Below are 17,363 nucleotides of genomic sequence, written 5' to 3'. Positions count from 1 at the left end.
AGATTGATGATTGCGACGACCGATTAACTTATAGCGGTGTCAAAAGACGTCGCAATGCTCCGGGCGCTTTCGGGCAGGTTGACGTTCGTTATATCAAAGGTTGACCAACGGATAACGTTCGGTCTCGCGCAGGTCGAATGCTAAAGCTTCGTCGCCGTTGCCTCCAATTACGAACAGACCTTCGAAGTATTCTCGGAAGATCCCGTCCCATTCTATCTAGCCGCTCCCTCAGCGGGACAAAGACGCGACCACGATGGCGCTAAGAGCCCCTCACCGCTATTACTGAAAGATGCAGCGCATATTACTTGTCGGGAAGGGCGCGGGGAGCGACGGATCTCAGCTTAGATATTACATCTGTCGAAGTCCCATCGACCTTGTGCCATTCGCGACCTTGCAATAGGCAACCTCCTTTGCCAGTGCTCATAATATACGGCTTAATCCGCGCTCGCGTGGTTCTGGAAACTTTGACCAAAATCTAAATAGGTTTCATCTCCCTCCGTGTGAACAGTGATGACTGCGGAAGCAGGCAGGGTGCTCTTCACTGCCAAGTCGAAGCCAGGAGTGTCTGTATGGAAGCCATGGCTCCTGGCCAGAACATTCACTATATCTTTTGCTGCCGACCAACACCCCGGCAATGGACGTCCATCCTTATCTGACATAGGAACGGCCAATTCGAAAATACGGCCGCGACCGATTGACTGCACGCGTGCCAGCAACTCAGGGTCTTGGCTTTCGTCTAGCCAGAAATAACCCACTTCCCCACCCCAGTTGTTGACCAGCAAACTGATGGAATGGTCTTCAGGAGTGATTGGAATAGTGGTCATCCAGAAGCCCTGACGAGATTTCAGTTGATCGGACTGGTTCAAGGGCGAGGCGGAAAAGATGCGGTCCCCCTCCTGGATCGAGAGAATTCCTGTTTCAACGAGTCGACGAACACGGTCCGAAAGGTGCGCAAAAGCGGTATCCAAAGAGGGCGCAAAAAATCCGTTGGTCAACACGTGTGCCACTTCGTCGTCGACCATTCGGGTGTAATGGAATGCACGAATTGTCTTGGTCGATATCAAGGTTACGAGTTTGTCTCGAATTCTATTGTAGTTGTCCGCAAACGGGTTTCGATTTCGACGCTCATATCGCTGGAGTGATTCCAGATTTTTATCAGTTTGCGGTTCGTATCGATGAAATCTGATAATCGTCTCGGAATGCTCTCTGAGAAACGCATGGATGTCTTCAGTAAAGGTCTTTGCATTCCAGATATCGATGATTTCTGCCGTCATGATCTTCTCTTGGGTGTTCACTCTTCCTATTAGATGTCGGTGATTTGCATGCGAGTGTCGATGGATATTAGACGGTTTCAGAGGTGTATTTTTTCGACATGATTTCTCATGCGATTTAACTCGTCCAGCAGTTGCCCTGTTCTCGACCTTATCAGTGGACTGCATCAGTGGAATGGTTCGCCGATCAGTTTAAAACGTTGGGACGAGAGATGTGCCACAGAAGATCTCCGCAATGAACAAATATACATCTCGAAAACCACTCTCACGACGCTTGCTGACATTCGATCCGCCCGCGCATATCGCTTTTCGCGATCTGCGGCCTGACGTGCAAGGACTTCACTAACTTCGTCTTCCTGATCTTGAAAACTAACCAGCCTCAAAAGAACGACGATGTCGGTGCGATCATCTTGGTTGTCCGCTGTCCTCAGTCCTACGACAGCGGACAACCATATCGCGTGACGCCATGGCATCCGGCTCGGCATGAGACAACACGCCATAAGGACGACAGACCGATCGTTAACACGCTGGTAGAGCGCATCCCGAAAAGTGCGAAGCGGCCTTCGGAAAAAGATGCGCGCAAAAAAATAGAAAGAGCATTTCCAATGACTCAATCAAAACAGGAAATACTCTATACTATCTCGACCCGCGCGCAATCGTGCTGTCCGATAGAGCCTGCAGAGCAAACCGCGCTTGTGAGTTGGTCAACGACCAATGCGTAACGCCCAAAATACTGCCGGAGAGCTACCCGTTACGACAAGTTCGTCACTAACTTCCTCATGGTCCATCTCGCCTCCATGCAGCTGTGGCCCTTCCTCAAGAGCCTTCAGCAACGGACAAGACGAATAAGGGTTAGAACAGGTTAATGAACCTTCTTTCTGCGTCGCGCCAACATGTTCAGTGCTTCCACCAGAGCTGAGAAGCCCATAGCCGCATAGATGTAGCCTTTCGGGACATGGAAGCCAAAGCCATCTGCGATCAAGGTCGTGCCGATCAATAACAAGAAACCAAGCGCCAGCATCACGATCGTGGGATTAGCTGCTATGAACCGCGATAGCGGGTCGGCCGCAAGAAGCATTACGGTGACTGCGGCGAGGACAGCAATTACCATGATCGCTATTTCGTCGGTCATGCCAACAGCAGTGATGATAGAGTCGACCGAGAATACCAGATCCAAGATCAGTATCTGTACGATCGCTGCACCCATTGTAAGCTGCACGACCTTCCCGCCGATGCCTTCCTTCCCGTCGTGCGGATCTACCGTGTGGTGGATTTCCTTGGTCGCTTTCCAGACCAAAAACAAACCACCTGCGATCAGAATAATGTCTCGCCAGGAAAAACCGTGCCCAAATGCCTCAAAAACGGGCTGGGTGAGCTGAACAATGACGGAAATTGTAAACAATAATGCGAGCCGCAAGACTAGTGCCGCCCCAATACCTATCCGTCGAGCTTTTGATTGAAGATGCGCCGGCAACTTGTTCGTAAGAATAGAGATGAAAATGAGGTTATCGATTCCCAGAACAACTTCCATGGTGACAAGGGTAATAAGTGCAGCCCACCCTCCAGGCGTCGACAAGAATGCAAGATGTTCGGCTAGAAACTGCATCGTTAAGCCCTTTTTTGAAATCCAATTGATTTCAGATAGGATGTATGCGGCTTCGTTCAACTCTGCGTGAGCGATAATTGTCTGAAACTTTTAGCGGCTAACCGCTCTCGGATATCTCGGAAGACAGTAGGATTTCTGAATCGCTGATTTCTTATCGTTGGGACGGTATATCCACGCTTGTGCCGTGTATTGTCTCACAGGCTTCTATCCTGTGCTTCCAACAGGATTCGCTGCTGGCGCGATCTCCAAAATGCAGAGGCGTTGGTCGATTTTTCTCAGTTAAGCGAAGACTCTATTGCGAGAAGCCTTGGGTGTTCTCGGTAGGAAGGGAAATGGACAGACCTTGGAGATCATGCTCTCCGAGCGCCGAAACATCGGCGCTGCAGGCGTTTCCTTGCATAGGGGTGGGAGTTTGCGGGGTTTTGATATTATGATGCAACGGGCTATAATCACGGTTTGTATATTTCGCGTGTGCCAACTTCGATAAACGAGGATATCTGCATCATCTTCAATTACAGCGCTGAAAGCGTTATGTTCATGGCGTGGCTGATAGAGCTCGAACTCTGCCAGCCGGTTCACTTAGCTGAAGTATGTTACCTGCACATGTGCTTGCCAGCCTGTGCGGGTTTTCTTTATCGTAAGTGTGACACTCACAGGTATAAAACCCATTCGTGTCACTCCATTTCGAGGGCAAAGCCTATGCCAAGGTCAGGGTGGCTCCTTCCCCCTGACGCGCCGACTGGCAGGCACTTATTGCTCTTGCCCTCGAATAAGGTCGGTTAGATATCGCACAGATATGGCTGCCAAGTGGTTAAATAAGCGAAAGACTGCCCAGCCATCAGTTGCCCAGGCTTCGACACAGTTAGGTTCGGCCCATGAAGTGGGCGAAGTCTGGCAGACCGATTAAGCCTTATTTTGGCGAGTAAGTCGTCCTGTCAACGGCCGAAATACTGCTGTGTCACTGTTAACGGTCAGCTGTGTTTGCAGGGCGAGCGATCTCGTGAAGCAAAGGCGACAATCCGGGATATTCGGGCGAGTTACTGTTCACCTGCTGATGAAAAACCCCTGGTGCTCTTCCCGGAACACCAAGGTTATGCGTGGTCTCCGATCGCGTCAATCAGACTTCCGCACACACATCGCATAGCTATTAGATTAAGTAGAAGAAAGAAATTTTTGGCGGTTTTAAAACCCATTGAACGCTAGTTTTTGTTGAAGCCACTCATAACTGTATGGCCGGCCACCAAGCTGGTCTTTCATTTCAGGTGATTGTTATTCCATATCCGGAATATCACCAAACTGGAAAATTATGGTTGGAGGTCCATATTCACCAATATCTGGATCCGCTTCCCGGCTCCAGGCGACAATCCCAGAATGCTTTCCTTCAAGGCCTGTCGCAGCTTTCATTGCGCGGCCTTCGGTCTCAAACGACATTGGATCAAATGCGGGAACGAGTTCGCCATCATCATTCTTATCAAAGGCGGCAACCACGATGAGACGCGCATTGGCCATTTAAATCACTTTCCGTTGGCGTTTTTATCGAGGTCGGAATTATCGGGTGTCGAAGCCCCGCCCGTTTTTTTTGAACCTTTGGCTTTGCCCATTTTAGGTTCCACTGGACGGACGGGTGTATTCGTAAACTTAATTGCCATGTGTTTTCTAATTCGCCTTCACTGCTAATGTTCTTATAATGTTCTCATTTGGGTTGGAAGTCAATTAGCTATAGAGAGCCTGAGTAAATGACTTAGTTCGCGCGTGATAGGGCGGCTCGGAGTTTTTTCTCCACGACAGCCAGATTATCGTAAGGTTGCAGGTCGATCGCACCGAAAGTGTCGATGCTATTCGTCTGGCTCTTTGCTTGTGTGGCCGACATACATGCCGTCAGAGACAACTTTGATCGCGTTCGCGGTCTCTTCAGCGGACCAGCCCGCAGCAACAGCGTGGTCAATCAAATCTCGAATACCTGGAATAGCTGTGTCGGAAATAGCAGCGGCCGCATCGGCTTCCGATGTACTTGACAGAGTGGCTTGCTCGATCAGATCGGCGATGCTCTGCGATACGGCATCTTGGCAATCGACATCACGATCTGGATAAAAACCTTCGCGTTTCGGACTTCGCATCTCCTCCTCCTTTTTTCTTAAGGATGTAGTGCGCCATAGAGTGGCGCCCAGCCATCATAACAGGCTTGCTTGCACTTCTTTATTGTCATTACTCGGCGTCAGGTCGATCAAGTCAGCATCGGGCAACGGCTTTTGCATTTGCTTGGCTTCATTCCACGGTGCTCGCGACCATGTATCGATTTCCTCGACCGTGCACAGGCTTACAGGCATTGCTTTGGGATGGACCGGCATTACCACCGCGTTAGGCTCTGTGGTCAAAAAGGCAAAGATATAGTCCTCAACCGGGCCTTCTTTTTTCCTCCTCGCACCGTCCCAAGTTGTCCAGATGCCGGCAAATGCAAAGAGCGGCCTTTCTTCGTTGAGAGCAAACCAATGCAGCGGCTTGGCAGCTTCACCTTTGACGTAGATAGGCGGCGTCTGCATTCCCCATCGAAGATGTGCAAGCTCGTGCTCACTACCTGATAGATTTCGCAAAGCCGGGGCTGGATAGTCTGGATAGACGTCTAACTGCGGATCAACACGGTTTGTCATGTCACCAAACTGGGGAAAGCGATGGCGAAAGGCCTCATGAGCCGTCGTTATATTATAGAGATCGCACATGCGCTCCTCTTGGCGTGCCTTAGAATAGCTGAGATCTGTCGACCTCCAGTTAACGCGTCTTCGCCAAGCTGTGGGTGTTGATAACTGAATCAGAGCGGACCATACTTTGTGTTATCACCGTAGCTTTTCCACACCTTGCAGCCGTCCGCATCGCACCAGTGATCAAACCATCCCGATTGGCCTGCAATGGCGCGTGGAGCTTTTTCTTCAGACTTTCGCTACAGAGATGTCGCCGTTCTGTCGCCGACCGTTGCCTTTCGAACGTTCAGCACAATGGTAAGGTTGATTCACGCTAAGCAAAATGCTGAAACTTTCACTCGGTTAACTATTGGTGCGCGATGCGCGTCAGAAACGCTAACCATTCAATCAGAACAAATTGTGCCCATGAAAACGTTCGTCCTCACAACTGGTCTGTTTGCCTTCACTGTTGGATGGCCGTCACTGCCCAATGCGCAGGACATTGATCATGGCAGAATGGTTTTCCAGGCGCGATGTCGATCATGCCATGTTCTTGATGGCGAAAGAAATTTAATCGGTCCCCATCTGAAGTCTGTTCTGAACAGAAAAGCAGGTATTGTACCGGACTTTATCTATTCTTCCGCTATGCGTGAGGCCGGAGCGAATGGTTTAATCTGGGACGAGCAGACTTTGCGAGCATTTGTGAGCAGTCCAAGGGACGTGGTTCCCAATACCAAGATGAGGTTTTGGGGGCTTTGGGCATCTGAAGTTGATGATCTGATCGCCTATTTGATCGCAAGCGGATCTGAATAGGGAAGTTTCGGCGATCTGTTTGCACTGCAAGGTCTGGCCAAAAGTGGTCGGCGCATCGGGTTCTGGCTACACAGTCGCTGTTGAACTAAGACACCAGAGAGTGCCGTCTTGCTGTTACATTTGAAGCTCAATCTCGATCACGCCCCATCTGCGGGCAGTTGGGAGAGAGGGTGGAACTTGGCCGATGCCTTTACTTCACGAGTACGTGGAAGTCGCATGCGGCCCCAGTCCGCCCGCCTTTGCTCAAGTGTTGCGCTATTCCCCATGGGAAATCGTAAAAATCGGCAGATGCAGCAGCAACTTTGTTAATTAGAAGCCAAACCAACAGGTTCAACAAAGTTATCTTGTACGAGAGTAGGTAAAAAAAAGCGGCCCTCCGGCCGCTTTTCTAATCAGGTTCGGATCATCAGAGGCTATATTGCTTGCGAGCAATATCTCCGAGACCAGCCGCATCCAGCTTCTTCAAGGGTGCAAGAAAAGTAACCTGAATGACACCCGGGTCACGTCCAATCTCGATCGCTCCATTTACCGTTGCGCGATTACGCACCTCGGCAACCGTCATGTCAAGAAGGTTGGACGCTCGCTCCAAGCCATTGACGATAGCGGCATTCATGTTCTGCGCTGTTCCAATGACAGATATCGGCGCCACCTCTTCAGTTCGCTCCACGCCCCAATGTTTCGCCAGCTTGGAAGCCTTCAGCTTTTCTTCATCGGTGAATGGACGGGCCAAAGGGGGCAGGTCTTCCAGCAGCGGAAACAGTACGGGACCATCATTATTATATTTTTTTAAGACTTCGACCTGAAGCGTCACACTCCCTGCGACGTCCATCGTGTGACCAGCAATTTCTCCATCGCCCTGCGACGCGTGCATGTCACCCATATAAACGCCAGCGCCGTTAACTTTGACCGGGCAGACTAGCACCGCACCCGCACGAACAGCATCGATATCCATGTGGCCGTCTGTTTTATGTTCTAGAAGCTGTGCTGGGGTGAGCGCGTAATTGTGAGGAGCTCCGACGAGGAATGAACCGAAATCACCTGCATTGTGGGAATCGGGCATCGCGATCGACGGGGTCGTGCCGAGCTGACCCAAAAATGGCCGCATTCGAACGATGGCGCCAATAAGGTCAGAAGGAGCGTAATTCAGTATGGAATGCTGTACCGAGTTGTCCGGCAACGATGCATAATGATCTGCATTTTCGGCGATTTTTCGGGCCGCATCTTGCGGCAGCGTTACGCCTACCGACTGGGTGTCATCAAAAACAACAGTGTAGCCATGCTCCATCGTAAATGGCTTTATGGCTTCACCACATTTATTACAGCGGACAGAATCTTGTCCAACGCCTTCAATGTGTGTTTCAGGCCAAACTTCGTCACAGGTGGGGCATCGTGCGGCCACGAAGGGGTCGCCCAAGCAAAACTGGTTAGACACTGTGTCATGGCCGGAAGCTGTCGCTAACGACGTGACAGAAATGTCCCGAATACGAATAATGACGCCATCACCGACCTCGGCGCCATCAATGAAAACAGGCTTTGTCACCTCATGACCACCACGCAACCGGGGAGTTATCATTGGTCCCCAGCAACCCGGGGCGGTGTTGGCTATGATTGTGCCGCCGCTTTGCAAAGGACCAAGCATGGGCTCGTGCGGGTCCAGAACACTATTGGTGAAACCATCAACCACAATACTGCGCTTAGCGCTAGAAAAGTTGCCATCCGCCATAACAGTCTCCTTTTAGTTTTGTTCTGACTGTAGCTTTCGAAAATGTTTTTACCACCCATTTTTACGCGTTCTTACGCCGCTGGAACAAACGTCGTGGCTCAACCCTCAACAGTGTCGCAGTCTTCTACCTTCACGGGGATGCTAGATTCTCGGAAACAGGGCCGCAGACCGTATCGTAGCTTCTAAAGGAGAGCCAAATTCGTTTCGCTTAGGGCGTGGAATAATCCAATTGTAAACCGTCCGCCGGTTCAAACAAACATTGGTGTCAGGAAATGCCTAGAAACACTAAATGAAGAAATCAAACGACAGCAGAATATGAATTATTGCCCCACCGCCGATATTGAACGATCCACCCCCAGGTAAAGGCAAGCTTTTGGCCAAGTCATGAGAAGTTTCTAGCTCGAAACATTCTCATGATCGGGTATAAAATTTCCCAAAAGCCTAATGCCAAATCCCTTCAGATGTTGCGTTTAAGTGGCTGACGCAGTTCAATTCTGATCGAGAACACGCGACAAGCTAAGCGCTGTAAGAGTACAGATGGCGCCCGATATCAGGTATCCACCAATGAAAATGATACCGAGACTGCTTGCGAGACCAAGCGCGACCAAAGGCGCAAATGCCGCTCCAACGAGCCATGCAAGATCTGATGTTAAGGCGGCACCTGTGTATCGATAATACTGAGTGAAACGCGAAGAGACTGCACCGGACGACTGGCCAAATGTCAAACCCAGCACGCCAAAACCAATCAGAATGTAAGCATCTTGCCCGCGACTCCCGGCGTCAAGCAAAAACGGCGCTGAAAAGCTGAATATTGCTATGAGAATTGCACCAAACATCAGCTCTTTACGGCGCCCAATCCGGTCAGCAATGAATCCAGACAAAACGATACCGATGATACCGATTAGTGCACCGATGACTTGCACCCACAAGAAACGTTCAACTGGCTGGGCGCCAGAAAGAAGAACCCAACTCAGCGGAAAGATTGTGACGAGATGGAACATTGCAAAACTGGCCAGCGGCACAAAAGCGCCGAGCACCACATCAATACTATGCTTGCTAAGCATCTCGAAGACAGGGCGTGCCTGTAGCTCTTGCGATTCCATCGCCGCACCGAACTCATTACTAGCAACAATGCGAAGTCGCGCAAATAGCGCAACCACGTTGATTGCAAATGCTACAAAGAACGGATAACGCCATCCCCACGCCAGAAAATCAGCTTCACTGAGATTGTGCACGAAGTAGGCAAAGAGAATACTCGCAAGAGCAAACCCGATAGGTGCTCCAAGCTGAGGTATCATCGCATACCAACCGCGTCGATTGGGCGGAGAACTCAGGCTTAGCAGTGAAGCGAGGCCGTCCCACGCCCCCCCAAGCGCAAAACCTTGACCGAGTCTAAAGAGGGCAAGTAATGCGACCGCCCAGTATCCGATCGTTTCGAAGCCTGGAAGAAAAGCAATCGAAGCCGTTGAACCGCCCAAGATGAGTAGAGCAAGGGTGAGCTTTGTCCCTCGTCCGTATTCTCGATCGATCCACATAAAGACGAAAGACCCGATTGGCCGGGCGATAAATGCCAGTGAAAAGATGGCAAAAGACATCAAGGTCGCTGTCACCGCGTCAGGCGCGAAGGGAAAAATCAGTTTGGGAAAAACGAGGACTGAGCCAAGTCCGTAAACGAAGAAATCGAAAAATTCCGACGTACGTCCTATGACGACGCCAATGGCGACGTTTCCTGGTGACAGGGGCTTGCCGTCCCGATGGATACGGCGCGCGTCTCTTTCGAGACCGGAAGAGGAAGGCGTAGCGGACGAACTCATGAAACTCTCCGATGGAAATGGATCATGTGCTTTAGGATGTCGCACAACCCAACGATATCAAGAAGCAGGTCCGAAAAAAAGTGCTTTGAGCACAATGAAAGCTGGTTTGCCGACGAATTTGAAAAAATGGCGAATTTTAGGGCTTTCCGATTTGCAATTGTGCCTTATCATTGATGAGGCAACGGAATGTAGGTCAGGTACGACATGCACGCATTCTCGAGTTTATTGAAGAAGTCGATCGTGAGCCTGATCATTCTTTCAGCGCTCGCAGGGTGCAATATGGTCGTCATGTCACCTTCGGGCGACATTGCAGCTCAACAGCGTGATCTCATCGTTATATCGACGATATTGATGTTGATCATTATCGTACCGGTCATATTCCTCACCTTTTTCTTTGCTTGGCGCTATCGTGAGTCCAATCGGTCCGCCCATTATGATCCCGAATGGCACCATTCAACAGCTCTTGAAGTCGTGATTTGGACCGCGCCACTGCTGATTATTATAGCGCTAGGCGCGATCACGTGGGTGAACACACACAAACTTGATCCCTATCGGTCTCTTGACAGAATAGATAGCGGACGCGCTGTGGCGGCGGGAACCAAACCTCTAACCATCGAGGTTGTGGCACTCGACTGGAAATGGCTATTCTTCTATCCCGATTACGGCATTGCTACTGTCAACGAGCTGGCAGCTCCGGTCGACATGCCCATCGAGTTCAAGATTACCGCTTCATCGGTAATGAATTCGTTTTATATTCCCGCACTTGCTGGCATGATTTACGCGATGCCTGGAATGCAGACGCGGTTAAACGCTGTCATCAATCGGCCCGGTGAGTACGAGGGTATTTCCTCAAATTTCAGCGGAGAAGGTTTTTCCCATATGCGTTTCGTCTTCCATGGCGTTGATGCTGAGGGTTTCGAAAGCTGGATAAATCGCGTGAAGCAACATGGTACGCCGCTAAATCGGGACACGTATCTTAAGCTGGAAAAGCCGAGCAGTCGTGAACCTGTCCGTTACTTCGGGGCCGTAGAAAATGGCCTGTTTGAAGCCGTTCTCAACATGTGTGTGCGCCCCGGACAGATGTGCATGAGCGAAATGATGCATATCGACAAAATGGGCGGGGGTGGTCTTGAGAGTCGCCAGAACAAGGCTCGGCTCGAACACGACAATCGTCATACCACAGACGTGACGCCGGTTGACGCAACGGATGTTCAGACATCACCCGGTTCTATGCAGGATCAGGGTCATGACATGCATACCACGCCTTAGAAGCCTTGCGGTTAAGGTTAATTGCTGGGAAGTTCAGGCTCGTTAAAACAATTAGGTTCTCAAATTTGGGGAGCCGGGATCTGATAACGGTAACTTCGGGAATGTTCTATCATGATCGGCGGTAACAGTCCTACGAGTACGATATTCGGGCGCCTTTCACTTGAGGCTATCCCTTATCATGAGCCTATTCTCCTACTGACCTTTGTTGTGGTCGCAATTGGCGGGTTAGCAATCGTGAGCCTGATTACATATTTCAGGCTGTGGAGCTATTTGTGGAACGAGTGGCTTACAAGTGTGGACCACAAAAAAATTGGCATAATGTACGTTATTCTGGCGCTGGTCATGTTGCTGCGTGGGTTTGCTGATGCCGTCATGATGCGAATACAGCAAGCAATCGCCTTTAACGGATACGAAGGCTATCTCCCCCCTCATCATTATGATCAAATCTTCACGGCCCACGGCGTGATTATGATTTTTTTCATGGCCATGCCATTTGTGACCGGACTCATGAATTACGTTGTTCCGCTTCAGATCGGTGCCCGTGACGTCTCCTTTCCTTTCCTCAACAATTTCTCATTCTGGATGACGACGGGTGGAGCCGTTATCATCATGATGTCGCTTTTTGTCGGCGAATTCGCACGCACAGGATGGCTCGCCTATCCGCCTCTCTCAGGCATTGATTACAGTCCGGATGTCGGGGTCGACTACTATATATGGGGACTACAAGTGGCTGGCGTGGGAACAACGCTGTCCGGGATCAATCTAATCGCCACAATAGTGAAGATGCGTGCACCTGGCATGTCCTTTATGAAAATGCCGATATTTACCTGGACATCGCTATGCACCAACATCTTGATTGTTGCGACGTTCCCCATTTTGACCGCTACGCTGGCATTGCTATCCCTGGATCGTTATGTGGGAACGAATTTCTTCACAAATGACCTTGGTGGCAATCCGATGATGTATATCAATCTCATCTGGATCTGGGGCCATCCGGAAGTCTACATCCTGGTACTGCCCGCTTTTGGCATTTTCTCCGAAGTCGTTGCGACCTTCTGCGGCAAGCGCTTGTTTGGCTACGCTTCAATGGTCTATGCGACATGCGTTATCATGATCCTCTCTTATCTCGTTTGGCTCCATCACTTCTTCACGATGGGCTCGGGCGCATCCGTTAACGCGTTTTTCGGTATCACAACGATGATCATTTCCATCCCGACAGGGGCGAAAATGTTCAACTGGCTATTTACAATGTACCGCGGTCGAATTCGCTTTGAGGTTCCGATGTTATGGACAATCGGCTTCATGTTCACCTTCGTTATCGGTGGCATGACGGGTGTCATGCTAGCCATCCCGCCGGCGGATTTCGTGCTTCACAACTCGCTCTTTCTTATAGCCCATTTTCACAATGTAATTATTGGCGGCGTCGTTTTTGGTCTGATGGCAGGTCTGGTGTATTGGTGGCCAAAGGCTTTTGGCTACAAACTAGACCCGTTCTGGGGAAAAATGAGCTTCTGGTTCTGGCAAATCGGTTTCTTCGTCGCCTTTATGCCGCTCTACGTTCTAGGCCTGAAAGGCGTGACCCGCCGTGTCAGTCAGTTCGAAGATGGGTCACTGCAAATTTGGTTTGTTATCGCGGCACTCGGTGTCGGGTTGATCGCACTTGGAATCGCATCTTTTCTGATTCAACTCGTTGTCAGTTACCTCAAACGTGATCAACTCCGCGACTTTACCGGCGACCCATGGGGAGGGCGAACACTAGAATGGTCCACATCGTCGCCTCCACCCGACTATAACTTCGCCTTTACCCCAGTCGTTCACGATCATGACAGTTGGTACGACATGAAAAATCGCGGCTATGAACGTCCCCTTACCGGATTTCGTTCAATACACATGCCCCGAAACACCGGAGCAGGCGTGGTGCTCGCCGCCATAAGCGTGGTGCTCGCCTTTGCGCTGATTTGGTACATCTGGTGGTTGGCCGCGGTTTCGTTAGTTGCTTTGGTGGTCGCTGCAATCGGCCATACTTTCAATTATCATCGCGACTTCTATATTGCTGCCGAAACAGTAGCTGAAACGGAAGCCGCCCGTTCAAACCTTCTCGCAGGGTAAGGCTATAACAATGACAGACACTTATCTGCCCGAAGACGAGAAGCCGCAATTCTATCTGACCGAAGATCATCATCCGGAAAACAGCACATTGCTGGGTTTCTGGCTCTATTTAATGAGCGATTGCCTGATTTTTGCAGTCCTCTTTGCCACTTACGGTGTGCTCGGGCGAAATTATGCAGCCGGACCTTCGCCCGCGGATCTTTTCGATCTTAATCTCGTTGCGCTAAACACGGCAATGCTGCTTCTTTCGTCAATTACCTACGGCTTTGCCATGCTTAAGATGCAGCGCGATGAAAAAGCAGGAACGCTCTTCTGGTTGGCGATCACCGGGGTTTTCGGCGCTTTATTCCTTGCTATTGAAATCTATGAATTTAGCCACCTCATCAGTGAAGGTGCCGGACCTGGTCGTTCGGCATTTCTTTCATCGTTTTTCACGTTGGTCGGAACACATGGGCTCCATGTGACTTTCGGCATTATCTGGCTGATTACCCTGATGGCACAGGTGCAGCGCCGCGGGCTCATAGTAGAAAATCGCAGACGTCTTATGTGCCTTTCCATGTTCTGGCACTTCCTCGACGTCATTTGGATTGGAGTGTTCTCCTTTGTTTATCTCGTAGGAGTAGTAGGATGAGCGTTCGAAGTCAGCCGCACAATACACCGTCAGGAGACCACGACTCGTCAGGTTTGCATGAAGTGCATTCAACCTTCAGCGGCTACATGACCGGGTTTGTGCTTTCAGTCATTTTGACTGCCATCCCATTCTGGCTCGTTATTGGTGATGTATTCACCAGCAAACAACTCACTGTAATATTGGTGATGGGGATTGGTGCTGTCCAGATTGTTGTCCATATGGTCTATTTTCTGCATATGAGCCCACGATCTGAAGGTGGTTGGACAATGATGGCATTGATCTTCACCCTGATCATTGTAGGAATCGCGCTTGCCGGATCGCTGTGGGTTATGCACCATCTCAACGAGAACATGATGCCGGTCACGCACGACATGATGAAAAACATGCCTTAGCAACTGGCCGATCGGTCAATAAAGGAGGGTTTCATATTGAATTGAGAGCAACATTGTTTCAGGTTCGCTCATCTGGAGGCAATGATTCAAATATCCGTTGATTTAAAGAAGGATCAAAGGGATCTCTCGCCAAAAAGCACCGTGAGAAATCCCCTTCTAGCCGATAGCACAAATATTGCAACGACCGTGGACCTGTCAAAGGACTGCCAAACAATTTGCCCGCAATTAAGCCGTACGAAGTTTGACAGTTACACCGCGCTGACGAAAGTAAGCCTGCAGCAGCTTCCGCCCCGAGCGATTGTTATGAGCGAGCTTCTCCGGGTCCAGCTCGACTTCTTTTAGGCCAGCCTGCGCCAAAGCCGATTTTAGAGTGGCGATATGCAGATCGATGTCAGCATTGTCGTTCTGAAGAGATTCGTAGACGTTGTTGATTGCGTCTTCCACGTTAGTCCCGCTCACGGCTTTACTCCTGATGTTGTATGGAGGGCGGTTAGCACATGTATTAACAATTCGCCATCCTGCGTGAGTTCGTGATGGCCAATCACTGAAAAGCATCGTCAATCTCAAGGTGTTTTTGTATAATGTGACCAGCCTCAGAGAACCAACCTGCGTCAGAGTTGAGGCAATGCGCTTGAATGCAGCCGTGCTTCTTCTCTCAACCACTGCGCAAAAGCAGTTGCGTTCATACTCAGTGTCTTCAATCGGATCTGCAACCAAACACCGTGATCGCGTAGTAGTCGCTTTTCGCTCAGCAATATTAAACGACCTGCTTTAAGTTCACCCGAAGCCAGGAATTCGCTCACCAGGGCGATACCAAGACCCTCGGTCGCAGCACGAAGTATCGCCGATGTCTCTCGAAGGCGCAGACTCACAGCGGTGTCGGAAGAGGCAAAGGTTGGCTCGTCAGCAAACCATCTGCTCCAGTCGGTACCAAAAGTTCCGATTTTCGGGATATTGCCGAAAGAGGCACCGGCGTTGATTGCCTCTTGAGCAATTCGAGGAGACGCAACCATCACCTGGCGATCTCTCCACAACAGCTCGGCATCGAAAGGGGGAGCTGCGACCGGCGCAGTTACAATCGCGATATCTGCGGTCGCGTAGCCTTCCCCCCGGTCCGTTCCAACGACCTCCAGACTGATATTTGGATGCAATTTCCGGAAATCTGAAAGTCGCGGTAGCAGCCAGTAATTTAAATGGGATCGAGCACAGGCGACCATGAGCGGCGTTTCTTCTGTTGCCACCGCGTTTGTGGCCTCAAGAAGCTCATCAAGCAATGATCCTAGTCTGCTTCCGAACCGTCTAGCCTCCGGCGTCAGTTGGACCATCCCGCCAACGCGATCAAAAAGCCTTCGGCCAACTTGTTGTTCGAGCTGCCGAACGGCCTGACTTATCGCAGATTGAGTGACGTGTAATTCCGCAGCAGCAGCCGTAAAGCTGCCAAGTCGCGCTGTGGCTTCAAAAGCTCGGAGGGAAGGAAGGGGAGGAATATGTCTCTGGCGCATTGCTATTAGTAACACTAATGGATGGGATAAGAAAATCCCATTCGACGGCGCAGGCACTCTATAATACTAATGCGCGTACCACGATGTTCAACACAACAATCTGCGCTTCTGGGTCAAGATGGAAATGACTGATCGCATGATCCTGGATTGTCCTCACCTTATGCCGACAATCTCGCATGCTCTATTGAAGAAAGAAACGAGAAGGGTTCAAAATGGAACGACCGATCATTCAACTAGGTTGCGACTTTTCGGATCGCTTCAAGGAAATGCTTTCCAGGGAGTACGTGGTTGTGCCTCCAGCGGAGGCGGGCCTTTTAGAAGAATCTAGGTTGGACCCGGTTCAGGCACTGGTCACCAAGGCAGGGGCAAAGGGCAATCAAAGCATCATCGATGCTTCACCCACAATAGGCCTGGTAGCGTTCTTTGGAACGGGCTTTGAAGGGATCGATCTGGCCCGCGCATCCGAACGGAAAATTACTGTCACGCATAGTCCCGGAGCCAATGCGGCAAGTGTCGCTGATTTCGCTATGGGGTTAATTCTGGCGTCCAGGCGGCAGATACTCGCGGCCGATAGCTGGGTGCGCAAAGGAAATTGGGCAGGGAACAGTGTTGTAAGCATGCCGGCTGTTGCAGGCATGGGAAGTTCTCGCATCGGAATATTCGGGTTAGGTGCCATCGGCAGTTTGGTTGCTGCGCGTGCTGTCGCTTTCGGCGCAGAAATAGGCTATTGCAGTCGTACTCAAAAGCCTGGGAATACGTATAGTTATTTCGACGACCTTCAGAGTTTGGCGGATTGGGCAGATATTCTTGTTGTCGCCGCGCGTGCTGATGCTGGCAATCGCCACATCGTCGCCAGCCACATTCTCGCGCGTCTTGGTTCGCAAGGGCATGTCATCAATATCGCAAGAGGCTCGTTGATCGATCAGGATGCGCTTTGTGATGCTCTTGAAAGGAATGTCATTGCAGGTGCCGCACTCGACGTCTTCGAAAATGAACCTTATTTGCACGAAAGGCTATTGAGCGCGCCCAATCTTATTGTTTCCCCGCACATCGCTTGCGCTACAGTTGAAGCAAGGGTTGCACAGGAACACATGGTAATGTCGAATATTGCAGCATTTTTTGCCGGGAACGCTGTGCCGAACCCAGTGCGGCCCTAGTACGCCTTCTCTGCCGCCCAAAACCCGTACAACCCTAATGGGCGAGATGTCGGTAGAGGGCCAACTAGAGCCGTCACCGGGCTCACGGCATCCAATGTCGTGATCGCGGTGACGGCGGATGATAGAATGAATGAAAACGGTATCGACGCGGTCGGAAGAGCCCTCGGCCAGAATCGAATGGCGTGGCTGCTTAATGTTTGGTAAAGTTGCCTGGTTTTGTCTGTGGAAAGAAACTTTGTATTTTTTTATGAATGAACGTTGACAGATTTGTTGAGTGGGGTCTATATGGCGCTCACCGAGGGCGGCGATCGTCGCAAGCGACAGAATGCTTCGTCCTTGGAGTTGAGTTAAGCGATTAAGATTTAGGTTTTGATTGTTTGGTTTGGCGGCGTTGGCGGGGT

General features: G+C 50.6%; 15 protein-coding genes. 6 read left to right on the top strand and 9 right to left on the bottom strand.

The genetic code is table 11. The features are described from left to right. Positions 1-434: 434 nt before the first annotated feature. The 5 genes from QSJ70_RS26095 to QSJ70_RS26075 form a co-directional block, all read right to left on the bottom strand. A complete protein-coding gene (locus QSJ70_RS26095) occupies positions 435-1,274 on the bottom strand; it encodes a hypothetical protein (RefSeq protein ID WP_285540971.1) in 840 nt (279 codons plus the stop codon). 859 nt (positions 1,275-2,133) lie between these two features. Next, positions 2,134-2,877, bottom strand: a complete 744-nt coding sequence (locus QSJ70_RS26090) for a TerC family protein (protein ID WP_215781103.1) — start codon at positions 2,875-2,877, stop codon at positions 2,134-2,136. Between the two features lie 1,269 nt (positions 2,878-4,146). Next, positions 4,147-4,386, bottom strand: coding sequence for a hypothetical protein (locus tag QSJ70_RS26085; RefSeq protein WP_215781101.1), 240 nt, complete (start codon positions 4,384-4,386; stop codon positions 4,147-4,149). 326 nt (positions 4,387-4,712) lie between these two features. Then, the gene (locus tag QSJ70_RS26080; RefSeq protein ID WP_285540969.1) at positions 4,713-4,994 is read right to left on the bottom strand and encodes a hypothetical protein; all 282 of its coding nucleotides are present in this window, start codon (positions 4,992-4,994) and stop codon (positions 4,713-4,715) included. A 54-nt stretch (positions 4,995-5,048) separates the two neighbouring features. Beyond that, complete coding sequence (locus tag QSJ70_RS26075; RefSeq protein WP_285540967.1) at positions 5,049-5,594, bottom strand: SOS response-associated peptidase family protein; 546 nt, start codon at positions 5,592-5,594, stop codon at positions 5,049-5,051. 186 nt (positions 5,595-5,780) lie between these two features. Here QSJ70_RS26075 and QSJ70_RS26070 point away from each other — a divergent pair, with 186 nt between their 5' ends. Beyond that, entirely contained in the window at positions 5,781-6,365 is a 585-nt protein-coding gene (locus QSJ70_RS26070) for a c-type cytochrome (RefSeq protein WP_285540964.1), read from the top strand. Between the two features lie 406 nt (positions 6,366-6,771). Here the strand turns inward: QSJ70_RS26070 and QSJ70_RS26065 are convergent, their stop codons facing one another. Then, positions 6,772-8,088, bottom strand: coding sequence for an acetamidase/formamidase family protein (locus tag QSJ70_RS26065; RefSeq protein ID WP_215781094.1), 1,317 nt, complete (start codon positions 8,086-8,088; stop codon positions 6,772-6,774). Between the two features lie 488 nt (positions 8,089-8,576). Next, a complete protein-coding gene (locus QSJ70_RS26060; protein ID WP_215781092.1) occupies positions 8,577-9,902 on the bottom strand; it encodes an MFS transporter in 1,326 nt (441 codons plus the stop codon). A 204-nt stretch (positions 9,903-10,106) separates the two neighbouring features. Here QSJ70_RS26060 and cyoA point away from each other — a divergent pair, with 204 nt between their 5' ends. The 4 genes from cyoA (at position 10,107) to cyoD (ending at position 14,303) form a co-directional block, all read left to right on the top strand. Next, complete coding sequence (gene cyoA / locus QSJ70_RS26055) at positions 10,107-11,171, top strand: ubiquinol oxidase subunit II (RefSeq protein ID WP_215781090.1); 1,065 nt, start codon at positions 10,107-10,109, stop codon at positions 11,169-11,171. A 111-nt stretch (positions 11,172-11,282) separates the two neighbouring features. Continuing rightward, positions 11,283-13,280 carry a cytochrome o ubiquinol oxidase subunit I gene (gene cyoB, locus QSJ70_RS26050; protein WP_285540958.1) on the top strand — a complete coding sequence of 666 codons (1,998 nt, stop codon included), beginning with the start codon at positions 11,283-11,285 and terminating at the stop codon, positions 13,278-13,280. Positions 13,281-13,290: 10 nt separating this feature from the next. After that, the gene (cyoC, locus tag QSJ70_RS26045) at positions 13,291-13,911 is read left to right on the top strand and encodes a cytochrome o ubiquinol oxidase subunit III (RefSeq protein ID WP_285540956.1); all 621 of its coding nucleotides are present in this window, start codon (positions 13,291-13,293) and stop codon (positions 13,909-13,911) included. Continuing rightward, positions 13,908-14,303, top strand: a complete 396-nt coding sequence (gene cyoD / locus QSJ70_RS26040) for a cytochrome o ubiquinol oxidase subunit IV (RefSeq protein WP_285540954.1) — start codon at positions 13,908-13,910, stop codon at positions 14,301-14,303. Before cyoC ends, cyoD begins: the two co-directional genes overlap by 4 nt. 225 nt (positions 14,304-14,528) lie before the next feature. On the opposite strand, the gene QSJ70_RS26035 is transcribed toward cyoD, so the two are convergent. After that, positions 14,529-14,762, bottom strand: coding sequence for a hypothetical protein (locus QSJ70_RS26035; protein ID WP_285540952.1), 234 nt, complete (start codon positions 14,760-14,762; stop codon positions 14,529-14,531). 152 nt (positions 14,763-14,914) lie between these two features. Further along, on the bottom strand, positions 14,915-15,805 hold the full coding sequence (locus tag QSJ70_RS26030; protein ID WP_285540950.1) for a LysR family transcriptional regulator: 891 nt from the start codon (positions 15,803-15,805) through the stop codon (positions 14,915-14,917). Positions 15,806-16,017: 212 nt separating this feature from the next. On the opposite strand from QSJ70_RS26030, the gene QSJ70_RS26025 reads away from it, so the two are divergent. After that, positions 16,018-16,962, top strand: a complete 945-nt coding sequence (locus QSJ70_RS26025) for an NAD(P)-dependent oxidoreductase (protein ID WP_285540948.1) — start codon at positions 16,018-16,020, stop codon at positions 16,960-16,962. Positions 16,963-17,363: the final 401 nt, after the last annotated feature.

The sequence above is a fragment of the Brucella sp. NBRC 12950 genome, from assembly GCF_030268145.1.
Taxonomy (GTDB): domain Bacteria; phylum Pseudomonadota; class Alphaproteobacteria; order Rhizobiales; family Rhizobiaceae; genus Brucella.
The sequence above is the reverse complement of the archived record's forward strand: the minus strand, read 5'-3'. Positions and strand labels throughout refer to the sequence as shown.